The organism is Cyanobacterium sp. uoEpiScrs1, from assembly GCF_947331815.1.
GTDB lineage: Bacteria > Cyanobacteriota > Cyanobacteriia > Cyanobacteriales > Microcystaceae > Rippkaea.
The window spans coordinates 756,735-782,292 of record NZ_OX373462.1 but is presented as its reverse complement, the minus strand read 5'-3'; the positions used below and the strand labels follow the sequence as shown (position 1 = coordinate 782,292).

Genomic DNA, 25,558 nt, shown 5'->3' with positions numbered 1-25,558 from the left:
GAAACTAAATTGTTACTTTATACAAAGTATAATATCAATATTAATTATTTAAAATAATCAAGTATTATAATCTAGTAAATATAATAATAATATTTTTTAAGAACTATTGATAAAAATCTATTATAATGATGAGATTTAACAAAAATAATTATCCTAAATAAATCTGCTAAGATTACCAGAGTATATTCTATTTTAATTTAGGTTTTATGTATAAACAAAAAATGTTTCTATATTTTGTAAATAATATACTTTTTTATTAAAATTTATCATTTTTTATTCAAATAAAAGTCTAATAAGACTATCTAGATATAGTTATCAAAAAATATTTTCTAATGCCAGAATAATAGTAGTATGCTAAAAAATCGTAACAAAAAAACTTAAAGATAAAAATATATAAAAACTGGCCAGTATAATCTATAGTAAATATCTATTACTCGAGAGCAAAGAGAACTTAAGTAACAAAAAAAGAAAAGACTAGGATAAAGAGAATCAAAAATATTATCAGTCTTAGAAAAATGTATTAAATAAAGTAGAAAATCATAAATTAGAAAATATTGTTAAAACTTAAATAGTAAGTGATGAAACTTTTGATAAATTTTTACAATGTGCATACAACACTTACCTACAGTTAATTTTACTTAAATTAGTTTAAAAGTTAATTCAAATTCATCCATTTATCAAACAGATAAATAACTTGGTTTATGATAGTTTTGCTCTCTTTAACGACATTACTAATACTCCCAAACTTATACTTTTGACAAAAGTAATAATTTAAAATTAAAAATAATTGCTCCGTCAAGAATATAAATTTGGATGCCATATAAAATACAAGAAAGTTCTTTGACTTTCGATATATAAGTCATAATTAAGCTATTTACTTATTAGTAAGTAAAAGTGATTGAAATAATGCTTCAGTAGCTTAAAGACGAAAATAACAAGATATATAGTTAACTCTGTAATTATACGAACTTACAATAATTTAATTGAATATTCTAATGACTGCTGAAAAGAAACCTCGAATCTTTCTAACAATTGGCGGAATTGTTCTCCTTCAATGGTCTCTTGGTCAATAAGAACATCTACTAAGTAATCAATGGCATTACGATTATCTTGAATTATATTCCGAGCTTTATTATGGCAATAATTTATAATATGTCGCACTTGATGGTCAATTTTGCCGGCAATCTCTTGAGAATAATCAGAATCATTGTGATCATCATTTTCTAAGGCAACTAATCCTAACTCAGACATTCCGAAGCGAGTTACCATTTGTCGAGCTAGGTGAGTTACCTTTTCAATATCGTTCCCAGCTCCAGTTGTGACCTCATCCTCGCCAAAAATTTCTTCTTCGGCAGCTCTACCTCCTAATAAACCAGCAATTCTAGCCAACAATTGATTTCTGGTTGTTAGTTTATATTCTTCATCTGGGGTGAACCAAGTTAAACCTTTAACTTGTCCTCTGGGAATTAAAGTAACTTTTTCCACTAGATCATGCCCACTACATAAAGTTCCTACAATTGCATGACCCACTTCATGATAGGCAATTAACCGTTTACTCTTATTGTCGACCAAAGGAGTTCCTTCCATCCCAGCTACAACCCGATCAATAGCGTCGTTAACTTCTGTCATGGTAATTGCTTCTTTTCGTCGCCGTGCAGTGAAAATTGCTGCTTCGTTGAGAACATTGGCTAAATCTGCCCCTGTGAATCCTGGAGTCCGTCGAGCAATCGCCTCCAAGGACACTTTTTTGTCAACTTTTTTATCCCTGGCGTGAACTTCCAAAATGCTTTGACGACCCTTTAAATCAGGATAATCTACCATTAACTGTCGGTCAAAACGTCCAGGGCGTAACAATGCTTTATCGAGAACATGAGAACGGTTGGTTGCTGCAATCACAATAATTCCCTGATTACCCTCAAAGCCATCCATTTCGGTTAACAATTGGTTAAGAGTTTGTTCTCGTTCATCATTTCCTCCCCCATAACCTACTCCTCGTTGCCGACCTACTGCATCAATTTCGTCAATAAAGATTAGACAGGGAGCGTTTTCTTTAGCTTTCCTGAATAAATCTCGTACTCGTGAAGCACCGACACCAACAAACATCTCCACAAATTCTGAGCCTGACATACTAAAGAAGGGGACAGCCGCTTCTCCCGCAATGGCTTTAGCGAGTAAGGTTTTACCCGTTCCTGGAGGTCCAACTAATAATACGCCTTTGGGGATTTTTGCACCAATTGCAGTAAATTTTTCAGGTTGTTTGAGGAAAGTTACTACTTCTTGCAATTCATCTTTAGCTTCGTCAATACCAGCCACTATATCAAAGGTAATTCCTGTTTTGGCTTCCATCTGAAAGCGGGCGCGAGATTTCCCAAAATTCATAGCTTGACCAGACACATTGGCCGAACGTCGTAGGATTACCAGAAAAATTGCAAATAACAAAAAAAGAACAATTAAATTGGTGACTAGCCCAATTGTAGCTGAATTATCAGTAGAGGGACGAATTGTAAATGGTACTTCGTGATCTCGAAGTTTAGTGATCAATTCAGTATTAAAATGATTTTTAAATATTGAAATTTCTTGGTATCGTTCTTTTCTATCTTGGTCCTTTAAGGTGACTTTGGCTTTTTGTCGTTTGGGATCAATTTCTACGTTTACTACTTGATTCGATTTAACGTTCTCAATTAGTTGGGTGTAACTACCTTGCTCAATTTTGGTGTCTGTTTTCGTTTGTCCCAAACTGGGTGTGGCAATTAGTAATGATTGAATGAGCATCAAACCAGTAATAAACCAATCCCATTTTTTTGAAAAGATTTTCTGTTTCTTTTGTTGCTGAACCTTGGGGATTGCTGTACTCTGTTTTATCATAGCTTGTTGAGTTTGATTTTGCCCTGAGGCCAACTTAAGATAGTTGTCCATAAAGAAGTTGTTTTATTTTTATTATGAACGATGATGTCAAAGAATTGATGAGAGACAATCGTCAAGGTAGCATGTTTGTTGACAGTTAAGTACTAGCTGTTGTTCTCCTTAACTCTCCCCCTCTCATCCCATAAGGCTAGGAATCTCGTCGTTCTCTACTTTTTCTATAGCGAGTTTCCTGTAGACCATTGCCAATTCCTTGAATGATTCCACGGACAATTAGTCCTAATCCTCTACCAATAAGCTGAGTTAGTAGATAAACTAAACTGTTTCCAATCAATCTAACTATAGAACGCAATATAGGGGCAAAAGCATCACGAGATTCTAACATCATGGTAACTACCCAACGAACCCCTTTAAGCTGTCTAAGTTCATGTTGTCGTGAGGCATAGATATAAGTGGTTTCAATTCCTTTTTTACCCCAAAATAATAGTCTGTATTTACTTTCAAAAATATTACTTGGTTCTTCCCAAAATTTTTCTTGACGATAAACCCAGGATAGGTTGTTACGAAATTTAGTAATTTCTCTATAGCAACCCATTTTATCTAAAAATAATTTCCGACTAATTACTTCGGTGTCTGAAAAATTATTTAAAATTAAAAAGGTGATTCCATTAGCTATATGAATAATAAAGTTTTCGAAAAGAATCTCAGCTTGATGATAAGCTTCAGGGGTTTTAGCACAGTACAAAGTACCCTTAATTTTTAGTCCTTGATCAAAAAGCAAGTATTTTAATAACTCATCAAAAAAAGGTGTCTTTTTTATAAGTTCTTCCTTGACTAAGCTGACATTATCATCAATAATATTCTCAACATAGTTTAAAGTTATTGTTGGTTCTAAAATACAATACTTACATAAAAAGCTAACTGCTGATTCTTTCCAAATTTTCTGGGTAATCATAACAGTATCTTTTGGTAATTTTGAAGTATCTGTTTTGATAAAATCTAAGTCTTCTAATACTCTCCCAAGCTGATGAATAACAATAGTCATTAACTCTTCTTTTTTATCATCTTTGAGAATATCTATTTCGAAAGGAGTTGATGTTAAATTATTAGAATTGATCGCTATTTTTTTAAGTGTATTTTTAATGATGACTAAACTATTTATTGACTTTAATCCTAGAATATTTGTTGAAGACTCAGATAGGAATTCAGAAGAATAGTTATCATCTTTAGAGCCTATTGAGGAAAACTTTGATTGTGAAATCTGGTTAGCCATAGTAATACTAATGGGGATTAATTTATTAACTAACCATTTTGCAGCTAATAACTCTCGTTTTCTCACTTTTAAAAATTCTTTGTTAATCCACGATAATTGGTTTTGGTTGAGCCGTAGATTAATTTTGGCAACGGTTTTATTAATTTGTTCTAAGCCTAATTGTTTACCCTGTAAAAGCCATGCCTGAGGAGATTTAGGTTGTTCTAAGATGACATCAGACGAAGGGAGGGCTAACGTTGGCCAAACCGTCTGACCCTGAGCTATTTTCTGTAGTTGTTCGACTAAACATTCTATTGTTATTCCCTTTAGACAGTAACCTTCAACACCAGCTTGTTTAGCAGTTTGTAGTAATAAAGGGTCAGTCAAACGACTTAACAAGCATATTTTAAAGTTGCGGTAGGTTTGTCTAATTTCTTTAAGAAATCTCCACCCCTCTGAGACATTATTTGGAGTATCTGGATCTAAAATAATTAAATCTATTGACTGTCCAACTAAAGTTTCTTGGACGGGCTGGGAAAAGTCTGTTTGAACGACAACACAAAAATTCGAATAGTTGCTTAAGACATTAGACAGTCCTAAGCGAAAAATAGCATCATTATCAATTAGCAGTAGATTAATCGGGCGATCGCTCACGATGCTTAGGAAAAAATGATAACACTATCTTTAGTTTAGTTCAGGTTTGTCTGATTGCTTATAACCAAAAAAATCGATTCGATAGTCGGTTATCTTTACCCCTGTTTGCTGTTCCACTTGTTCAAGTAATTCTGGGGGTAATTCCAGGTGAATATCCATGATTTGTCGTGTATCTAGGCAGTTAACATGACTGTGAGAGTCACTAATATGACCATATAGCCTACCATCAGATCGTTCAATACATTCAATGATTCCTTGGCTTGAAAGAGCATCTAGATTTTGATACACCGAGGTGTGGCCGATCTCTTTGCCCTCTTGAGAGAGATACTTATAAATTTCCCTAGCAGATAAATGTCCCTTAGCTTTCCAAAGTAATTCTAAGATGAAGCGACGTTGACGACTAACCCGCATTCCCAATGCCTGACAAAGGTTCAGGGCATCTTCTAGTGACCGTATTGGTTGGGTTTGTCCTCCTTGTTTGCTCATAACTGTGCTGATTACTCTTGACAATTTAATTGATTGTAAATTTATTACCAGTTTAGCTTAGACTAATTTTTTACTTTTAGGAAGAATACTCAATTTTTTATAGTTACAACAATGCAGGGATTTTTATTCCAATAGTGTTGGAGCAGTCTATATAGCTATTTTATCTTCTTAGATACCAAAATTTAGTATCACGTTAATAGCAAAACTCAATATGCCCTAAAAGGTATTCTATTTGTCTGAATTATTGTTATAACAACCGTTTATTTGTCTGAATTGAGCCTGTATTCTTAATCACACCAAAGGTGTTAATACAAAAGTCCAGGTCATATACGGACACAAGATAGTCTTTAGCTAAAAATAGAAAATATCTCCCATTCATACTTACGAGTGTGCTATTCATCTCGTTTTATGATAAAAACTAAATAACTCTAGAACAAGCAACCTAAATAGACTTTATGACTATGAGTAAATAACTCATATTAGATGGCTCAAGGCAGATTTGAACTGCCGACCTTGGGCTTATGAGTCCCCTGCTCTAACCTACTGAGCTACTGAGCCATATTTTTCCATCATGAATAGCATAGCACAAAACAGAGATATTAACCCAAGTGGACAAAAAAGTCAGAGGAAGTCCGACCTTCCCCTGAAAAAGAACTAAACTAAAAAATTTATCAATTATTTCCTTTTCTTGGGTAATAAGGCCACAGGATTAACTGCACCCGTGCCACTTGGATGAACCTCAAAGTGAAGATGAGGTCCAGTACTGTATCCAGTACTTCCCATTTCAGCAATTTGTTGCCCCTGCTCGACTTTTTGTCCACGACGGACCAGCAGACGGTTATTATGGGCATAGAGAGTAATACTGCCATCAGGGTGACGAACTTTAACTAGTTTTCCGTAGCCTCCCGAATTCCATCCTGCTGTAATCACTTCGCCAGGGGCTGCAGCAATAATAGGAGTTCCAATGGGAGCGGCAATATCAATTCCCCTATGCATTCTACCCCAGCGTTGTCCATAGCCAGAAGTTAATACCCCTTTACTTGGCCAAATATAACCAGTAAACTGCATAGGAGCATTAGGAAGGTAATTATCGGGAACAGATAAGGGTGGTAACTCAGGTCCTACATTTGTCCCCACAGGGATACGGAAAGCGTCATTATACTGTTCTGCATCGTTAGGAGCCACTCCCATTAATCTAGAACGGAATTTAGATTGCTGTTGGGCAACTTGTTGTCGAGAAGAAGGGGAACTACGGTGATTGCTGGCCCACTCAGGATTTAGAATTTGTCCTAGTATAGGAGTTTCAGATTTCCTTGGAGTATCAGGTTCAGCCTCAACTGTATATTCCTGTTCAAGGTTAGCAATATCTGTTTTGAGTTGTTCTGTATGGAAATCTTGACTATTTTTAATATAAGTCTCGAAATGCTTTAGATTTTTATTCCTAGATAGCTGTTTCTCTCGTCGATTTACATTAGCAGGAAAAGCCGAGGACAATCCACTATCATAAACTGGAAGAGGAGAATCGAAAAATTGATTGGGAGATGAAGCTACTAAACCTTGATGTCGATTTTTGTATTGTGCCTTTGTTGCATATTCAGGAAGAACTAAACTTTGATGAACTTTAATTAAATTTGGATTGGTAATACCATTAGCTCTAATTAAATCTGAAAGGGTTAAGCCATGATTACGAGCAATACTATTAAGGGTATCCCCCGGCTGAACACGATAGGATTTCTTAGTGTTCACTAATTTTGCTTCTGGTTTAGGCACAATCTGATCAGTTGAAGTGGATCCTATAGAGAGTCCAATTTTAGATGGCTCAAAAGTTGATTTGCTAAGGGTTGAAGAGTAGGAAGAAAGAACTGCGGTTGAGGCTAAATTGTTTTCTCGTGTAGAAACTGGAATAGGAATAGGCTCATTAAATTGAGGAATTTCTTCGTATTCTATCTTTGCCAAAGGAACTGAAGAGAGTTTTGCTAAAGCTGAGAGGCGATTTTTATCAGTTTTTTTTAACGTAGAGGTAGGAGAAACATGGTTATTCGACAAACCAGAGGACAAAGATCCGGCGGTCTCTACAAGCGTGGTTAAACTTGAAGTTGAAACTAACTCAGTCTTTTGTGATGTAATCACTTGAGTGGCTGTTTCTCTTGCAGATTCATTATCTTGAAACCTACTGCTAATAGGTCTTAAAGGTTGGCTAACATCAGAGACATCCGCTAGTAAGGAACTAATATCAGGCTTTAGATTAGACTTTTCTGCTTTTAATTCAGCCAAACTATCTTGTAAACGTTTACGTGTCTCTCTAAGGTGATCGAGAGAAGTATTAACAGATTTAGAGGATAATTCTTGGTATTCGGAGGTTACTGTTCTAAGTTTGCGTGGTGAAGTCTGAAGCTTAGATTTTTCTAGAGAAGGAATTTTTAAAATTTGTCCGGAAACTAAGTCGGCTTCAATAGGAAGTTTATTGAGTGTAGCGATCTCAGCTGCTTCCACTTGATACTCTTGGGCTAGTTGTGTGATAGATTCTCCATGCCTAATTTTACGCTTAAGGGTCAGGGGAGCTAATTTACTTTTAGTTGAGCTGGTAGTGTCAGTTGAGCCAAACGAGGTTGAAAAATTGGTAAAATTTGTAACTGTAGTAACAGTTCGCGAGTTGGCTGCCACTGCTACTTTATTTTGAGTCAGCAACAATCCTGTAGCCCCCATAGAAATGGCTAAGCCAATCATGGCCGTAGAGCGACCTACTTGACTATGATTGTTATTAGGAGTCGAATTCCTTAAAGGAAAATCAGCTGAAGGAATAACTGATGTGTCAGGATAATCAGCTAGGCAAGAAGATATAAGCGTCACTTTGCGCATAAATATATTTTTCAAAAAAACCTCCTAAAATATTATGAATGAGATATTGTTAAAAATCTATGGATTCCGTTGATTTATCGAAATGTAATAGATACCTGATTTTACAGGGGAATATCTTAATAGAGATATATTAATAAGTCAATATACTCAAATATCATTTGATTGATTAAGCATTAAATTCAACTTATTTTCTTTGCTGATTTATTTTAGACAAGTATAGTCCGATTCGAATTTCAATGAGGGACCATTACATTTAATCTTTTTTTGTATGATGTCAAGTTTTTAGACGATAGAAGTTGATTGAAGGTTTCTCGATAAAATAGTGCCTGACGTTCAAGAGCTCTAATTTGGGATATTTTGAGTGTGTGAATCTGACATAGTCAATTTCTTAACTCTATAAGATGGATTTCTCAGGTATTCTTGGAGCATAAATATAAACTATTTATTAACACACTCAGATCATCTTCAATTGTCGTTGTGCTTCAAATAAACCTACTGTAACGCTCACCGATAAGTTTAAACTACGCACTTGAGGGTTATTCATCGGAATATATAAGGTTTCCTGACAACTGGCTAAAATAGACTGGGGTAGTCCTTCGGTTTCACTCCCAAATAATAACCAATCACTATCCTGAAATGTCCATTCAAGATAAGAACGACGACCCCGAGTACTAAAGCCAAGTAAACGCCCTCCTTGTTGCTTATGCCAGACTAAAAAATCTTCTAAACTATTATGGTAGTTGAGATCAACATATGGCCAGTAATCTAAACCAGCACGTTTTAAATAACGATTACTTAACTCAAATCCTAATGGACCGACCAGATGTAATTCTGTATTTGTAGCTGCACAAGTTCTAGCAATGTTGCCAGTATTTGGTGGAATTTGCGGGTTAACTAAAATAATACTGGGCATATAAATTTATAGTTCTTGTTTAATTTAAATTGATTTTTAATTTAAAATTTACAAAACCATCAGTTTTAATAAACTAAAAATATATTTTTACAGCTAACATTCACTTTTAGGCAACTAGCCAGGACCGACATAATTTGTTTTCTAATTCTCTTTCAAGTTGGGCAACAGCTTCGATCTCTTGAGTCAAGATTGAGGTAATGGAACAGCCTGATTGGTATTTTCTGAGCCATTGTTGTGCTAAGTTGCCATCTTGTAAAATTCTTTTTATGGGATTGAGAAAACAACTGAAGCCTCTCTGTTTAGCTATTGGCAATGTTTCTTGATATAATTCTTGAATCCAACTTTGTGCATCTATCTTACGGCCATCTTGCCAGTGGGTCAACTTAGCAGTTAAGCTGTGTTTCGCAACAGCTTTTTCGTTATGGGCAGTAATAGTCAATAATTCATCTGGGGAAAATTGACTATAAAGTAGAGGATCAAGACTGGTATCATTAATGACTTGAATTAAACGAGCTTCTAACAGTGCCACGACTGACAATAAAGTGATCGGCTCAATTATTAAATCACAAATTCTTAATTCTAAACGATTAAGACTATAGGGACGATTATCTCCATTAGGACGTACTGATGTCCAGAGATGACGAACGTTTTGCATAGTTTGGTGGGCTAACTGTTCTTCGGTCCAATGAATGAAGTGACTATGGTTTATAAACAGAGGAACATGGTCAGGAGTGTAGGGAAATAAATGCCAACGGGTAGAATGATAGCCTGTAAGTTGCCCATCAAGAAAAGGAGAAGATGCACTTAATGCCAAATAAAGAGGGGCCTCTAGACGAGCAAGACGACAAGCTCGTATTAAAGTATCCGGGTCATTGATTCCAATATTAATATGAACACTAGCAGTCACAACTCTCGTTCCATAAGTTTTCTCAATATAATTATGGTAGGGATTATTAAGATCGGACCGATAGAACTGATTGCTACCTCCCAGTGAAAGGGTACTGCCCGGAATTAAGGTAAAATTGCCAATGCGTTGTAGATATTTTCTTAAGTTGTGTCGGGGGCGGATTATAGAACACAATAATCGGTCATAGTAAGACAAAGGGGCTGTGGTATATTCTATATTCCGCGAATCAGGTTCCCGGACAAACCCTTGTAAGTCTTTAATAATACGCTCAGACAATCCTACAATTTGCCCATCGGATGTCCCTGTGTATATTTCAATTTCGAGTCCTTTGGATAATCGCACGATGATTCCTCTGCGTTAGCTGACCAATTTTTCCGGTTATTTGTCGCTCATACCTTATTATCAGTGGAGAAGGATAATTTACTCAAAAAAAATATTTTTGAAATCTCGTTGTGATTAACAACGAACACCTACCATCTTTTTTTAACACTCTGTTTTCTTTTATGAATTGCTTGAAGTACTTTCATTCCTTATAAAAGATTAATCAATTCTATAAGTTTTGAAGAAATCTTAGTACCATTAGTATAGGAGTTCAATCCTATATTAAATACCCTCCCAGTTGCGCGAAGCAGCTCTGTACTTTAATTTTTTAGTTAACCGTTGCTCTTTGCTTTGAAAAGAAACCTTTAAAGATAATTCTTGACAGGGAGAATGTGACGTTTGATGAAAGACTACTTTCCTAATGATGGAGTTTAGAGTAGATGATAACTTATAATTTTATTATTCGTTGAATTTGCTAAAGATCGGAGAATTTTATCGATGTAGATCAAGAAGAGACAAGACTGGATTGACTCACATCTTGTGGTGTAGGAGTTTTGACTACCTGAGCTACATGGTCTCTAGAAGAAACGGCAGGACAAAATAAGGGGGGATCTTCCGAACTTCAAAGAAAAAGACCCGCTTTTTAGGTATTTCTTACCCGCATTTTAATCTGACAATTGAAACTAAATACTAAGATGAGATTGATGGTCTCTAGTTTCTCTAACCTTATTGAGAGTTTATATCAAATTTATTTAATTTACGACTATCTTGGATAACTAAATTATCTCGATGTATCATGGTTGATGGACCTTCATAACCTAAAATGTCAGCAAATTTGTCAGAATGATGTCCTTTAATCTTTTTGATTTCTAAACTGCTATAATTTACAATTCCCCTAGCTAGTTCTTGTCCTTGTTCATCATACAATTGAATTGCATCAGATGCTTCAAAGTGTCCCTTAACTTTGATAATTCCCACTGCCAATAAAGACTTTCCTTGGTGACAAATAGCTTGAACTGCTCCTTGATCGAGATAAAGTTGGCCACTAGGAACCAAACCATAAGCAATCCAGCGTTTACGGGCGTTCTCATTACGCAGTTGGGGTTCAAATTGAGTTCCAATCGCCTTCCCTTCCAAAATTTTGAGCAAGTTACCTGGGTTTTTACCATGGGTAATTACCGTTCTCACCCCTGCACTAGTGGCTAGTCGTGCAGCCATTAGTTTTGTTGCCATGCCTCCTGTTCCCCATTGAGAACCCTTATTCCCTGCATTGACTTTTAGTAGATCAATTTCTTTAGCATTGACAAGAGTAATGGGTTGAGCATCCTGAACTAATCGAGGATCGGCTGAATAAAGTTGATCAACATCTGTTAGTAAGAATAACCAATCGGCACGGATAACACTAGCTAAAAGGGCTGATAGGGTGTCATTATCGCCAAATTTTAACTCTTCGGTAGCTACTGTGTCGTTCTCGTTAACAATAGGAATAACCCCTAACTCGAATAGTGATCGGAAAGTGTTATGGGCATTAACATAACAGCTACGTTCGATTAGTTCTCGTCGTGTCAGCAAAACTTGAGCAATAGGCTGCCCAATAGTGGTAAATAGATCATCATAGATGCGTATTAGACGACCTTGACCAACAGCAGCGATCGCCTGTTTAAAAGCTATTTTTTTCGGGCGTTCTTTCAAATTCAGACGGACGCATCCTACTCCTACAGCCCCAGAAGAAACTAACACTACCCGATAGCCTAATTGTTGTAACTGAGTTAAGGTTTCTACTAAAGTAGCAATGGTTGACAAAGCCAATTGTCCACTTGAGGATTGAGTTAAACTCGATGTTCCAACTTTAACAACAAGAGTTTGTTTCATTGATTAATACATGGTTGAAAGTTAATTCGGCCTTTGATATCTTCTCACTGTCAAGCTATGCTATGTTTTCAGACTTCCTGATCTTGATTTTCTCTGATTTGAGTAATTTTATCTGATTAACCTCAAAACGATTTTCGAGTATCTGAGTATTTTTATGGGAACGCATACTATGTTTATTTTTGGAATAAGGAAAATATAATTTTTTGGACTGTAGATCGACAAAGACTTGGACTGAAACTATCAAAATTTATTTTAGAACTCGAGCAATATTTATATTGGGGATCTTATTAAGATTTTAAATTTTTATTAGCTTTTTAAATTGTATACTCTAATTTAGTATAGATAATGTTCAAGCAACAAGATGAACTTATATACTCTCATTTGGAATAATAAACATCAAAAAGCAATTCATTAGAGATTAATAAATCTTTACTTTTTTTCAAAATATATATTCAGAATGAATGGCAAATACTTAGTGTATAGTCAATTACTTTAATTTGCTGTCTGTCTAGTACCAGGTTGCACCCAATATGTTATCGCAAACATTTATCCAGTCTTTACTAATGCCTATATGAGGGTAGATTAATCTACCCCCATATATTTTTACATTTTGAGATAGATACCTTGACTTTTCAGAAACTTTTGTTAGATTGAGCATATCTCTAAGTCTATCAAGAGCTTCGAGGAAAGACTTAATGGATTCAAGAGTGAAGTGAGGGGTGATGTTAAGACAAAAGTCAACATGTAAGATTACTAAAAGAAGTCTCTACGATTACCATCCATCAGATATTATCCGTCAACGGGCTTGGGTAGAAATTAATACAGAAGCCTTAATTCATAATGTTAAGAAAATAAAAGGATTATTATCACCAAAAACATCATTAATGGCTGTAGTTAAGGCTGATGCTTATGGGCACGGTGCTATTAAAGTTGCCAAGATAGCTTTACAAGCAGGGGCTAATAGTTTAGCAACAGCTACCTTGACAGAAGGAATTGAACTTCGAGAAGCAGGAATTACAGCCCCAATCCTGATTCTAGGAGCAATTAATACCCCTAAAGAAGTCACTGCGGTAACTCACTGGCACTTACAACCGACCCTTTGTAACCCTCAGCAAGCTTTAATTTTTTCTGATACTCTTAGTCGCCTGGGAGAGTCGTTACCTGTTCATCTTAAACTTGATACGGGAATGTCCCGTCTAGGGACACCTTGGCATCAAGCTAAAGAGTTCGTGCGGTTAGTGAGTCGGTTGCCTTATCTCAAAGTCGCTAGTTTATATTCTCATCTTGCTACGGCAGATAACCCTGACACCACAGTAATGCACGAACAACACCAACGGTTTGAGCAGATAATCGCTCAATTAAAAACTTATTTATTTAAATTACCGCCTCTACACTTAGCAAATTCGGCAGCAACTTTGATTCACCCAAATTTACACTACGATTTAGTTAGAGTTGGACTAGCCTTATATGGATTATATCCTGCCCCTCATCTGCGTTGGATCACTACCTTAAAACCTGTATTACAAGTTAAAGCCAAAATAACTCAGGTCAAAATGATTCCCTCAGGGACAGGGGTTAGTTATGGATATCAATTTGTCAGCAGTCGCCCAATGAATATTGCCGTTGTAGGTATTGGCTATGCGGACGGGGTTCCCCGTAATCTTTCCAATAAATTAGAAGTTTTAATCCGAGGTCAACGGGTACGTCAAATTGGAGCAATTACTATGGATCAGTTAATGTTGGATGTTAGTTCTATCACAGATATTAGAGTTGGAGAAGTAGTTACTTTAATTGGCAAAGATAAAACAGAAGAAATTACAGCAGATGATTGGGCACACTCTTTAGGGACTATTTCCTGGGAAATTATTTGTGGTTTTAAATATCGACTTCCACGAATTTTGATAGATTCAGAAGTCAACTGTTCTCAAGTGTTGGCTCATTAGCACAACATAATAAAACTTACCGCACTTTATCCTAAAAGTTCTTTTATGCTAAATCCAATGAATTAAATATCTATTGAATTAATTTTTGAGGTTAATAAAAACAGTCTTATGTATAGTTTCTACAAACTATACATAAGACTGTTTTTATGTGATTGTTCAATTGCCGTTCTAATTATCGTGTTGTTCATCCTTCATTAATGTCATATTGATATGACAAATTCTCTTACTTCAAATCATGATAATGACCATTAATGGTCTGTTATAGCAATCACTTATGCTTTAGTAGAAAATTTCATGCCGTTAATTATGATGATATTTATTCTATACGTTAATAACATTATGTTTTATATTTTTTAATTTATAGTCGACACAAAACACATAATAGCCAGATACTTAACAGTCACTCTAAAAGTAAAATGGTATCTTTAGACAATCTTATATTACTGATGATATGGTGTATGTCTGCTCTACTATTTATTACAAGATGGAAAGTTTAACATAGAGTACACAGACAAGATCTTTTGTTTACTTTTGCAGAATTTCCTTTAATAGTTGATGGGAAAGTATATTTTAGATTATTGTTTGTTTCCCATTGCTCTTCCTGCTAACCATCCTGTAGTCCAAGCACTTTGTAGATTGAATCCGCCTGTTACCCCGTCAACATCTAAAACCTCTCCAGCAAAGTATAAATCAGGGCAAATCTTACTTTCCATCGTTTTAAAATTAATTTCTTTTAAATTAACACCCCCACAAGTAACAAATTCTTCTTTGAAAACTCCTCTTCCGGAAATTTTATATTGTCCTTGAACAAGTTCTTGTGCTAACTTAATTATTTCTTTTTGAGATAGTTCTTTCCAGGTTTTTTTTTGTTCTACATTAACATGAGCCAGCAGTTTTTGCCATAGTCTTCTGGGTAAATTAAAAGGAGAAAAACTTGAAATCAACTTATTTAATTTCAAGTTTTGTGCTTTAAAATTCAATAATTTTTGTTTAACTTCTTCAAGGTTATCTGGAAACAAAAAATTAATTACTAAAGACATATTATATTCTTTTTTGTGTAATATTTTTGCTCCAAAAGCAGATAATTTAAGAACGCCAAATCCACTAATTCCCCAATGGGTAATCAGAAGAGATCCTGATTGTTGATATTGTTGCTTTTTGTCCACTCCTACTAATCTTAACCCTACTTTAGCTACACTAATTCCTTCTAATCCTTGAAGGCGAGAATCTTTAATTTTAAAGGTAAATAAAGATGGAATAAGCGGAGTAATTTTATGTCCTAAAGATTTTGCTAATTGATAGCCAGTCGTATTACTTCCTGTTGCAATTAAAATACGATTAGCTTCTAGAATTTTTCCTGTTTTTAGCTTTACTCTAAAGAGATTCTCTTTTTTAATTATATTAATAACTTCTGAATGGATATTAATATTAATATTTGCTTTTTTTGCTGTTTTAAGTAAACTAGTAATAATAGTTTCCGAAGTATCAGTCATGGGAAAAACACGACCATCAGTTTCTTTTTTTAAAGCCACTCCTTGAGATTCAAACCACTCAATTAGATCTTTAGGTTGAAAGCGGGCAAATGCTCCTCGTAATTCCCTCCCTCCTCTGGGATAATTAGTGACTAATTGTGCAGGCTCAAAACAATGGTGAGTAACATTGCAACGTCCTCCCCCAGAAATACGAACTTTTGCTAATACTATGGCAGTTGATTCTAGTAAAGTTACTTGACTATGGAGATGAGTCCTCGCGCAAGTGATAGCAGCAAAAAATCCAGCTGCTCCCCCTCCAATGATGATAATTTTTGGTGAATTACTCAAAGTTAAATTTTTACTCTTTTACTGTATTCTATCAATAGTTTTATTTTGTTAACTTTTGTACTAGACTAATAGCTTATCCTTCTTCACCTAAAAAATTTTTTCTTGGGTTAGGGTCCAAAGACAGTTTTTTTATCCGCTATTGCATTTTAATATAAATCATTTTATTGAGAATAAAAATCATATTTTTCAATCTTGTTGAAGTAATTTTAAATCATAGCTACTGCCTATGTTGTCTGTAGAAAAAACTGAATTATAATACGCTTGTTAAGCAGCCGTAATGATAGACAATACATTTGTGACAGTAAGTCAACTATTATTACAATTTTTTCTCAAAAGAATAATCTTTTAATAAATCAATCTTAATTTTTTATGAAAAAGCTTATATTCTTTCACTAATTGATAAATAAGAATGGTGAATTTATTTGTAAATATCTCCTATAAGTAAATTACTAATAATTTTACAAAAAAGTAAGGTTAGGTTAACCCATAGCTTTTTATAGTCGCTTTGAGTTACTACTATAAATAGTTAATAGTTATTTTAACAACAGTATAGCTCTATCTTACAATTAAAATTGTAAGATAGAGCTATACTGTTGTATCTACTTATATCTAAATAAATTAAAAAACTATTAAGAATACTTTATGTAAGTTTGTAATTTTTATCTTTCGTTAAAGAAAAGTAATAAAACAATATGAATTAACCTGATTAAAAATAAACATATTAATTAATTGTTTACTAATTAGTATTGATTATTAATCAATTTAACCGCCGTATTGCCAACCAGTACTTTCTAATAATAATGGTTTTCCTTCACGATAAATCCCTGCACTAATAACTTCCCCAACAAAGATAGTATGATCTCCTTTTTCTACACAACCAACCACTTTACATTCTAGATATCCAAGAGAGTCTTTAATAATAGGACATCCAGTTTGAGGTCCCTCAATGAATTCTACGTCTTCGAGTTTATTGCCAACACGACGTTTAGGTTTAAAAAATTTAGCAGCTAATTCTTTCTGTCCATCTTCAAGAAAACTTAGGGCAAAAACCCCACTTTTTTGCAGTATTTCATGAGATCCAGAATTATTGTTGACGCAGTTAATTACTAAAGGAGGCTCAAATGAACTTTGCATTACCCAACTTGCAGTAAATCCATTCAATTCTTCTCCATCCTTAACCCCACAGACATAAAGTCCGTGGGGTATTTTGCGTAACATAGTTTTTTTAGCTTGTTTGTCTAACAAGGATCCTTATCTCCATAACTTGTACATCTCTGTTTATATGATATCAAAAATTGTGGTTTAGTTATGATTAACATCATAGTTAAGCAATTATATGTCCAGTAGTTTAAGAACAAATAACAACAGAACCTTCCAGTTTATCGATAGTAAGACATTTAAGTTATGAAAATAAAAACTTACTAGTCAAGATTACTTTTTAGTTGATAGAATAAAGTTGCTAGAATAGTATTAGAAAATAAAAAGCCTTCAGGATCATTTAATTTTAAATTAGTATTCTCTGGTATTGTATTAAAATCCTTTAAAACTATCTTATTTTTTTGCTCGTCAGTAAAACTAATTAAGTTATCTTGATAATAAGTAAATAGACAAGATACTATCTTAGCAGTTATCTCTTCTCCAAAATTTACTCTTATTAAAGATAAATTTATTCCCTCAGACAACCTCAATCTTAGCATTAAACTTTCTAGCAAGATGTCTATTTTAGATAATTGAGGACAATCAATAAAACCATCTGATTGTGACAGCTGATTTACCCATGAATAATAATTTTTTCGGGTATGAGGGCGAGTAAAGCGTTGTCTATTTATATAACTTGCTGCCCCCATTCCAAAGCCATAATAAGACATGTTTTTCCAATAAACACAGTTATGACGACACTGATACCCTGGCTTAGCATAATTAGAAATTTCATAATGTTGATATCCTGCTTCAGTTAATAATTGTTGACCAAGACGATACATTGCTGCAGTTGTTTCATCAGCAGGCAATGGATATTTTCCAGCTTGATATCGTTTCCCAAACACAGTAACTGGTTCAAGAACCAAATCATAACAAGATAAATGGGATGGTTTAATTCTTATCGCAGTTTCTAAAGAAAGTTGCCAATCTTCTAAAGTCTGATAAGGTAACCCTGATATCAGGTCAAGATTAAAATTCTTAAAATTAACTTGATTTATCCAATCTACAGCTCTGTAAATATCATCAACTCGATGAATTCTTCCACAATTTTCTAAAAATTTATCTTGAAAAGATTGACAACCTAAACTGACTCTATTAACTCCCGCACTTTGATAATTTTGTAATTGTTTAAGACTAAAAGTTCCAGGATCTATCTCTAAAGAAATTTCTGCGTCAGGAATAATCCCTAAATATTTATCCAAAATAGTTAAAATTTTTTCCAAACAAAATGGAGGCAATAAAGATGGAGTTCCTCCTCCAAAAAAAACAGTTTCTAGAGGACTATTTTGATAGGGGGTAACTGCAATTTCTTTACATAATACTTCCACGTATTCAACAATAGAAGAAGATTGATAAATATCGGTTTTGTTTCCCAATACCGATATTGGAAAGTCACAATAATAGCAACGGCGACGACAAAAAGGAATATGGATATAAGCAGACTTTGGAAGATTAATTAGTTTCATTTGTCTAACTAATTTAAATACTAAAATACAAATATTGATAAAAATCTTTGATAGGTTAGCTATTTTTAAAATTTTATTAAACCTGAAGATAATATAATATTATAGGTTAATTAATTTATTTTTATATACTTTTAGAAAAATATTTTTACTTTATTACTTAAACTGCTAATATATTAATGACTGTAAGATAATGATTATACTTGATACCATTATTGTCTTTATATTTATCCTGATAACCGCAAAAATTAGTTTTGATAATATTGCGTCGCTACCATAGGTTGTTTAAAATCAAGTCTATAATTTAGAAAATTTAAGCTAGTTAATAGATAGGTTTTGCCTTAATTATTGAACCAGCCTCTGACTTAGCCACTTAAATTACTTATTGTCGTTTAGAACATAGAATTAGTAGCACCTCCATTGAAATCATTTTGACACTGGCTATGAGGCTAATAATTAGTTTATTAATTACTAAGTAAAGTCGCTAATTTACAAAAAGTGATTATTATCAATGCTAATGATATTGCTTTAAATATCCGCCAAACTTAAAATACTCAGACAGGAAAAAGAGTATATATCTGAGGGATAAAATACGATTGGTTGTGACTTGGGCATGACAAATCTCTGCTAGATGAATTATTTTTACTAAACCACCACGGGTGATGGCTTCATAAAAATTATAGACAAGCAATATTCTCAAGTAATCCTTCCGTGTAAACTAGTGGGATTTTTCATTGATTGTTTTTGAGCTATTGATTTGTAATTATATAAAATACCACTGAAATAACTTTAACTTACGAACGATAATCGCTGGCGATATTATTGTTGAATAACAAAGTATTAAATAACACTGACATTTCTTGATAGAAACTGTCGCATAAATATGCCCATTATTTTAATTTTTACCTTAATCCCAACACATTCTGTAAGATAGCTCTATCATCAGGTTTTGCAGAAAAACGTCCTCTTTCTAAATCTCGAATCCAACTTTGACTTTTGCCCAATTTCTCCGCTAAAGCCCTTTGACTCATTCCCTGACGCTGTCTGGCAGCCAGAATTTGTTCAGCTGTAAGATCGGATAATTTTTTAGAACGGCTTTTCCGATTGGTAAGTTGTTGTTTTTTGCGTTCAAATTTAGCTAGTTGCTCTTCCCATTCCAAAGGTAATTCAAAATTACGAATGCGCGCTTTCATTAACTGATTCCATTTACCACGACGACCAGCATCAGTAACACGATTTTCTTGGGAACCGTCATTAATCCAAAAGTCTAAGGCCTCATCAGCATCATCGGGTAAGTCCGCCAATTTAACCCACATAGGCCGAATAGTTTCAGGATACGAAACAGGATCGAAAACGGCTTTAATACCATAATGGTTTAGCACTTCGAGGTCACTTTCGAAAGAACGGATAAGTCGCTTTCTGTGTTCCCGTTGTAAGTTTGACTGATTGATTTTTCCTTGGCCATAAGCTACTCGCATTAAGGTAGAGACTGTTAAACATTGTTTTCTACCCATTTTGCTTTTAAATAGCAACCACAACATGATCCGAACTGCTCCTTGATGTTGCTGCCAAATACTCATTACTGTTGTTAAAAGAAACTTAGGTAAAGACCCATATTGATAAAAAGCAATTCGCCGTTTGTAACCTTGTTTATTTAAAAAATATTTTGCCCATAGTCCCGGTTTTATAGTAAAGGTTAGTCCAATTAAATGTTGACATCCTAAATCGTCTTGCTGGAAATGGTGTTGAATATCTAAAATATGCCATAGGGGACTTTCAGAAACCGTAAATCCCTCAACTTTTCCCTGTTTTGGCCAATTAACTGCGACTCTAAGTTGACTTGGCTGTTGTACTAATGTTTTGATTAACGATAGTTTTGTCGCTTTACTAAGATCTTTTCGCTTATCTAAACCTAAATAATCTTCAATTTGTTGGTCACTAATAATAAACTTTTGCTCCCAAGGTTTATCTAATGTAGTTGCATAAGCCGCAAAAATAAGGTGTAAACTTGCAGAACGAATATCAATTGTTTTTAAGTCAGAGATATTGGATGCATAGTTACACTCTTCAGGGGAAGCCGATTCTAAACTGTCATTTAATCGGAAGATCATTGTCCCACGGCCTTGTTTAACCTCTCGCTGATAAAATAATGCCCCATCATTGTCTTTTTCCCAAGGTAAAACCGCTGCACTAGTTAATACATTACATCCCTCCCAAATAACCATTGATGATGCAAACGGGGTATTATTTCCATTGACAAAAAGCTCATCAGAAGTTTCTATTCTTGAAACACTTTTATATCTACCTTTTTTTGCTTGAACAGGAAGAGGACTACTGATAGGACATTGAACAATACATTGAGGTTCCGAGAAGTAGCCTTCACAATTGTTACATAGTCCTTGATCAATTAGATACTCTCCATTCTTGATTTGGATTGCCCCAGTAGGACATTTAATTTGACAAGGAGTACAGCTTGGACAACTGTTAGCAATTGTATAGGACATAGTACTTTCTGCAGAATTGTAATTTGTAAAAAAATTAGCATCTTAAATCTAAGATGAATGTGACATAACATCAATTTTGCTTATCTAGTTTGGTTGACATAATATACTCATATACCAACCAGAAAATCACCCTATAATTCTATACTTAGGAGATTATCCCCTGATTCTAATAACCAGAAACCGATGAGCCAATCTATTACAATCAAAAAAACTATAAAGCGACCACCACAATCGCTGAGTACAGTCATTTTAGGTAATTAGTGAACAACATCAAGGAGCATAACAATCCATTTAACCAAAGACATATGCAATCCTAAAAGTTCACTTTATTCCCCATTCATACCGTACAGTGAAACTACTCCTGTTCCCAATGTTATTTATAAGATGAGCCACATTCTGTTTATAATGAACATTGTATGATAATTCCCTATTTATGGATCATATATGCTTTTTTATAAATTATGTATGCTCTAAATCTATTGAAGTATATCATCTATTATCTAATTCTGTTCTAAATATGCAATTATTTTGTGTTGTATATAAAATCATCAGTAACGGCTGTTATACACTAGATATACTTAGATTAATAATTAACTAGTTTTCAGAATATTTTCCTGAATGTATTCTACAATTTAAGTTATTTTAATAAAAGAGAGTCTATATTATTTTTAATAAGTTAGTCTAGAAGAGATACGCAAACATATATGCTAAATAAGTTAATTTGAATAGGCAAGACATAGAAATTTAGTTAAAATATAGTGATTGCTAGATATAAAATAGAAAAAAATCGTTTCTTCTTAAGAGAAATATATAAGGAATAAAATTATAAAAATCAAATTTATTTAAGAAGAAAAGTATATTAAAATTCATCATCATTACTATGAATAATTTAATAGAAGGTATTGTATTTGAATTACAATATGTTGGGTTTGAATTTTTAACTCAATCTAAGATTATAGAGCGACCCTTCCTTTTTTAGTGCCTAACCTATTTACGTAAGATTCAATGATAGATTGGATAAATACTCTTGCCAATTACTCCGAGTTGATTGTAAAGTAAATTTAAGAAAATTTATTATAAAAAATTAATTTTCAACAATTAAGCAAAAAATTAACTTATTAGTGGTGCTACCATACCGAGCCATTTTGTATTTAAACTAAAAAATAGTCTAAATCTATAAAAACTGTCAGCTCCTCGTATCTATCACCCCTATTTTTTTAGTTTCAATTACTAATTTAGATTATGAACATTTTACCCCATCGGCTAATTTTAGATCCATTACTTAATACATGGTTGCGAGAAGACGTGGGGCGAGGTGACCGTACCACTCAAGGTTTATCTTTACAAGAATGGGGACAAGCTCAATGGTTAGCCAAAGAAACAGGGGTTATTGCAGGGATACCCATAGCTGCTAGGGTATTTGAATTATTGAGCGACCAAGTACAAGTTAACTATGAGATCGCTGAGGGGAAGCAGGTACAACCGTCACAAATAATTGCCACGTTTAATGGTCCGTTGGATGTATTGTTGATGGGGGAAAGAGTAGCCTTAAATTTAGCAATGCGCCTGAGTGGAATTGCCACAGCCACAAAAAAATACACAGAGGTTATCGCAGACCTTCCCACCCAATTAGTAGATACTCGTAAAACAACCCCTGGCTTAAGAGTTTTAGAAAAGTATGCCACCCAGGTTGGAGGAGCAATTAATCATCGTATGGGGTTAGATGATGCAGTGATGATAAAAGATAATCATATCAAAGCAGCAGGAGGTATTCAGCCAGCTATTAAGAGGATCCGTCAGACTATACCCTATCCTCTCACGATAGAAGTAGAAACCACCACTCTGCAAGAAGTAAACCAAGCACTGAAAAGTTCTGCTGATATTATTATGTTGGATAACATGGAGTTAGCCTTAATGAAACAGGCAGTGCAACTTATCCGCAATCATAACGTTAAGGTAAAAATTGAAGCATCGGGTAATGTAACCTTAACAACCATTCGAGCCGTAGCAGAAACAGGAGTTGATTATATTTCAAGTAGTGCGCTTATTACGCGATCACCCTGGTTAGATTTAAGCATGAGAATCCTATAAAGTTTAAAGCTGAAGTTAATGGTTAACCCAAAAGGGGGACTTTTGGGATAGGTTTGCTGTGTTGTAACTCAATTCCTGTCCTTTTAAATCAGTATTTTTCACCTGGGTGTCTTGTAATAGAGTAAGGGGATTATAGTTTGATTTATGGCATTTTCTGAGAAATTTCTCAAATAAATTCAACATTTAACCAGATTGGTAAGAATGAAAAAAAGAATTTCCCATCAAATTCGATAGAATTAACACCGAGAGTGTCACCATCTTGAATGGATCCATAGATCACGAAACTGTAATGACCATAATCCCTATTTCTTCCACTTCAGCCACACAACGCCGATTTCCTGATACTTTAGGACGTTTTGGCCGTTATGGCGGAAAGTATGTTCCCGAAACTTTAATGCCAGCCTTAAGCGAACTAGAAACTGCGTATAATCAATACAAAGACGATCACGACTTTCAAGAAGAGTTAAATCAATTATTACGAGACTATGTAGGAAGACCTAGTCCCCTCTACTTTGCTGAACGTCTAACCGCTCATTATAGCGATTCTAGTGGGAATGGACCTCAAATCTATCTTAAAAGAGAGGACTTAAATCATACTGGGGCGCACAAAATTAATAATGCTTTGGGACAAGTACTATTAGCTAAACAAATGAATAAAAGGCGTATTATTGCTGAAACAGGGGCAGGTCAGCACGGAGTGGCAACCGCAACTGTTTGCGCCCGTTTTGGTTTAGAATGCGTGATTTACATGGGTATTCGCGACATGGAACGTCAAAAATTGAATGTTTTCCGCATGAAATTATTGGGAGCTACCGTAAAACCTGTCGAAGTGGGAACAGGAACCCTTAAGGATGCTACCTCACAAGCTATTAAGGATTGGGTAACAAATGTGGAGACAACCCATTATATTCTTGGTTCAGTAGCTGGACCCCATCCCTATCCTATGATGGTACGTGATTTTCATAAAATTATTGGAGAAGAAACCCGTCGTCAAAGTTTAGAAAAATGGGGCGGTTTACCCGATATTCTTTTAGCTTGTGTGGGAGGGGGATCTAATGCTATAGGACTGTTTTATGAATTTGTAGATGACCCCTCCGTTCGGTTAATTGGAATCGAAGCCGCAGGGGAAAGCATTGTATCAGGAAAACATGCTGCAACTTTAACAAAAGGTAGTCCAGGAGTCTTACATGGAGCAATGAGTTATCTTTTACAAGATGAAGATGGCCAAGTGATTGAAGCCCACTCTATTAGCGCAGGATTAGATTACCCTGGTGTCGGACCAGAACATAGTTATCTTAAAGATAGCCATCGCGCAGAGTATTATAGTGTTACTGATACGGAAGCGGTAGCATCTTTTCAACAGTTGTCTCAATTAGAAGGTATTATCCCCGCTCTGGAAACTTCTCATGCGATCGCCTATTTGGAAACCCTTTGTCTTCAATTAGAAGGTAGTCCTCGTATTGTTATTAACTGTTCGGGAAGAGGGGATAAAGATGTACAGACGGTAGCTGAATATTTGAGTAATAAGTAATTGAAGTTTAGAAGGAGATCCATAGCTACAAAAACTAGACTTGGATATTGTTCCTAAAGTAAAATTTTTGTAGTGTTTCTCCGTTTTTCTTTTATAACCCACTAAAATAATTTTCTATGTTGGTTATTATTTGCTAAGAAATCGAGAGATTAATAGACAACACAATGTTAAAGTAATAATTATCAAGGAATAGACGAACTGTTAACTCATACCAACAAATATAAAGTCCTCTAGCCTAATAAGTTAAAATAAAGCTTTGAAACTAATAGATGTATTAGTTACTATAACTCTTTTACTAATTTTTAGCCTTTTTAAATAAAAGTCAGAATTTTCTATTTATTCTTTAATTCATCAACTTTCTTGACTTTATTATTATTAATAACAAATGTCTTTACTTCTAAACTATTTTATACTACAAAAATGTACTCTATAAAAGTAAGATATTACTTCTGTTTAACAGACATAGTTTAATAATCTTATTATTTTATAACTCTGTTATTTGATCGGCTTTGTATAAGTATCAATTTTTAAAAAGTATAAGAACAATCTATATTTTATAGTACTCCTTAGAGTATATTATATACGCCGAATATTCTTCCTTTTACTTGAGTAAAATTTATTCTTTTTAATCCAACTGTTAGTTCTTGGTTATATATTGATTTGATTTTCGATAAACTGTGTTATTTATTGGTATTTTTCTAGTTTTATGATTTTTTAGTTACAACTTTCATTCTTATTAATTTAATGCTTATAGTTTTATAAGCGTTGAATAAACTCCGACCTCATCTTTTATTAGCACCAATAAAAGATGAGGCTATTTAACTTTTGTTACATTTATTTATATAAAGTAATTTAATATTCTTTGTTTCCATTTATTTTT

At 34.2% G+C, this 25,558-nt stretch carries 14 protein-coding genes and 1 tRNA gene; 3 read left to right on the top strand and 12 right to left on the bottom strand.

Annotation, left to right across the window (positions count from 1 at the left end):
• Positions 1 to 969 precede the first annotated feature (969 nt).
• The 8 genes from ftsH to proB form a co-directional block, all read right to left on the bottom strand.
• Positions 970 to 2,916 (bottom strand): ATP-dependent zinc metalloprotease FtsH, encoded by a 1,947-nt coding sequence (ftsH, locus tag OXU93_RS02720; protein WP_324127347.1) that lies wholly within the window; start codon positions 2,914 to 2,916, stop codon positions 970 to 972.
• A 136-nt stretch (positions 2,917 to 3,052) separates the two neighbouring features.
• Entirely contained in the window at positions 3,053 to 4,768 is a 1,716-nt protein-coding gene (locus OXU93_RS02715) for a DUF3685 domain-containing protein (RefSeq protein ID WP_267384339.1), read from the bottom strand.
• Positions 4,769 to 4,798: 30 nt separating this feature from the next.
• Positions 4,799 to 5,254, bottom strand: coding sequence for a Fur family transcriptional regulator (locus OXU93_RS02710; RefSeq protein WP_267384338.1), 456 nt, complete (start codon positions 5,252 to 5,254; stop codon positions 4,799 to 4,801).
• A 484-nt stretch (positions 5,255 to 5,738) separates the two neighbouring features.
• A tRNA-Met gene (locus OXU93_RS02705) sits at positions 5,739 to 5,812 on the bottom strand.
• Positions 5,813 to 5,929: 117 nt separating this feature from the next.
• On the bottom strand, positions 5,930 to 8,113 hold the full coding sequence (locus tag OXU93_RS02700; protein ID WP_267384335.1) for a peptidoglycan DD-metalloendopeptidase family protein: 2,184 nt from the start codon (positions 8,111 to 8,113) through the stop codon (positions 5,930 to 5,932).
• A 454-nt stretch (positions 8,114 to 8,567) separates the two neighbouring features.
• Complete coding sequence (locus OXU93_RS02695; protein WP_267384333.1) at positions 8,568 to 9,026, bottom strand: tRNA (cytidine(34)-2'-O)-methyltransferase; 459 nt, start codon at positions 9,024 to 9,026, stop codon at positions 8,568 to 8,570.
• 106 nt (positions 9,027 to 9,132) lie between these two features.
• Complete coding sequence (gene gshA, locus OXU93_RS02690; RefSeq protein ID WP_267384331.1) at positions 9,133 to 10,275, bottom strand: glutamate--cysteine ligase; 1,143 nt, start codon at positions 10,273 to 10,275, stop codon at positions 9,133 to 9,135.
• Between the two features lie 705 nt (positions 10,276 to 10,980).
• A complete protein-coding gene (gene proB, locus OXU93_RS02685; protein WP_267384329.1) occupies positions 10,981 to 12,126 on the bottom strand; it encodes a glutamate 5-kinase in 1,146 nt (381 codons plus the stop codon).
• 722 nt (positions 12,127 to 12,848) lie between these two features.
• On the opposite strand from proB, the gene alr reads away from it, so the two are divergent.
• Positions 12,849 to 14,069, top strand: coding sequence for an alanine racemase (gene alr, locus OXU93_RS02680; protein ID WP_267384327.1), 1,221 nt, complete (start codon positions 12,849 to 12,851; stop codon positions 14,067 to 14,069).
• A 575-nt stretch (positions 14,070 to 14,644) separates the two neighbouring features.
• Here alr and OXU93_RS02675 read toward each other — a convergent pair.
• The 4 genes from OXU93_RS02675 to OXU93_RS02660 all read right to left on the bottom strand — a co-directional run bounded on the left by OXU93_RS02675 (position 14,645) and on the right by OXU93_RS02660 (position 21,056).
• The gene (locus OXU93_RS02675; protein ID WP_267384326.1) at positions 14,645 to 15,889 is read right to left on the bottom strand and encodes an NAD(P)/FAD-dependent oxidoreductase; all 1,245 of its coding nucleotides are present in this window, start codon (positions 15,887 to 15,889) and stop codon (positions 14,645 to 14,647) included.
• Positions 15,890 to 16,651: 762 nt separating this feature from the next.
• Positions 16,652 to 17,134 (bottom strand): flavin reductase family protein, encoded by a 483-nt coding sequence (locus OXU93_RS02670; RefSeq protein WP_267384324.1) that lies wholly within the window; start codon positions 17,132 to 17,134, stop codon positions 16,652 to 16,654.
• A gap of 176 nt (positions 17,135 to 17,310) precedes the next feature.
• Positions 17,311 to 18,555 carry a radical SAM family heme chaperone HemW gene (hemW, locus tag OXU93_RS02665; RefSeq protein ID WP_267384323.1) on the bottom strand — a complete coding sequence of 415 codons (1,245 nt, stop codon included), beginning with the start codon at positions 18,553 to 18,555 and terminating at the stop codon, positions 17,311 to 17,313.
• 899 nt (positions 18,556 to 19,454) lie between these two features.
• Positions 19,455 to 21,056, bottom strand: a complete 1,602-nt coding sequence (locus OXU93_RS02660; protein WP_267384322.1) for a helix-turn-helix domain-containing protein — start codon at positions 21,054 to 21,056, stop codon at positions 19,455 to 19,457.
• Positions 21,057 to 22,304: 1,248 nt separating this feature from the next.
• On the opposite strand from OXU93_RS02660, the gene nadC reads away from it, so the two are divergent.
• Together nadC and trpB are read left to right on the top strand one after the other, a co-directional pair.
• The gene (gene nadC, locus OXU93_RS02655; RefSeq protein ID WP_267384757.1) at positions 22,305 to 23,147 is read left to right on the top strand and encodes a carboxylating nicotinate-nucleotide diphosphorylase; all 843 of its coding nucleotides are present in this window, start codon (positions 22,305 to 22,307) and stop codon (positions 23,145 to 23,147) included.
• Between the two features lie 289 nt (positions 23,148 to 23,436).
• Positions 23,437 to 24,678, top strand: coding sequence for a tryptophan synthase subunit beta (trpB, locus tag OXU93_RS02650; RefSeq protein WP_267384756.1), 1,242 nt, complete (start codon positions 23,437 to 23,439; stop codon positions 24,676 to 24,678).
• The last annotated feature ends 880 nt before the right edge of the window (positions 24,679 to 25,558 follow it).

Bases quoted from the DNA above. Each gene is read 5' to 3' on its own strand.
- OXU93_RS02700 (WP_267384335.1), bottom strand. From the start codon at position 8,113: ATGCGCAAAGTGACGCTTATATCTTCTTGCCTAGCTGATTATCCTGAC.
- alr (WP_267384327.1), top strand. From the start codon at position 12,849: ATGTTAAGACAAAAGTCAACATGTAAGATTACTAAAAGAAGTCTCTAC.
- ftsH (WP_324127347.1), bottom strand. From the start codon at position 2,916: ATGGACAACTATCTTAAGTTGGCCTCAGGGCAAAATCAAACTCAACAA.
- OXU93_RS02695 (WP_267384333.1), bottom strand. From the start codon at position 9,026: ATGCCCAGTATTATTTTAGTTAACCCGCAAATTCCACCAAATACTGGC.
- OXU93_RS02660 (WP_267384322.1), bottom strand. From the start codon at position 21,056: ATGTCCTATACAATTGCTAACAGTTGTCCAAGCTGTACTCCTTGTCAA.
- hemW (WP_267384323.1), bottom strand. From the start codon at position 18,555: ATGAAACTAATTAATCTTCCAAAGTCTGCTTATATCCATATTCCTTTT.
- OXU93_RS02710 (WP_267384338.1), bottom strand. From the start codon at position 5,254: ATGAGCAAACAAGGAGGACAAACCCAACCAATACGGTCACTAGAAGAT.
- proB (WP_267384329.1), bottom strand. From the start codon at position 12,126: ATGAAACAAACTCTTGTTGTTAAAGTTGGAACATCGAGTTTAACTCAA.
- trpB (WP_267384756.1), top strand. From the start codon at position 23,437: ATGACCATAATCCCTATTTCTTCCACTTCAGCCACACAACGCCGATTT.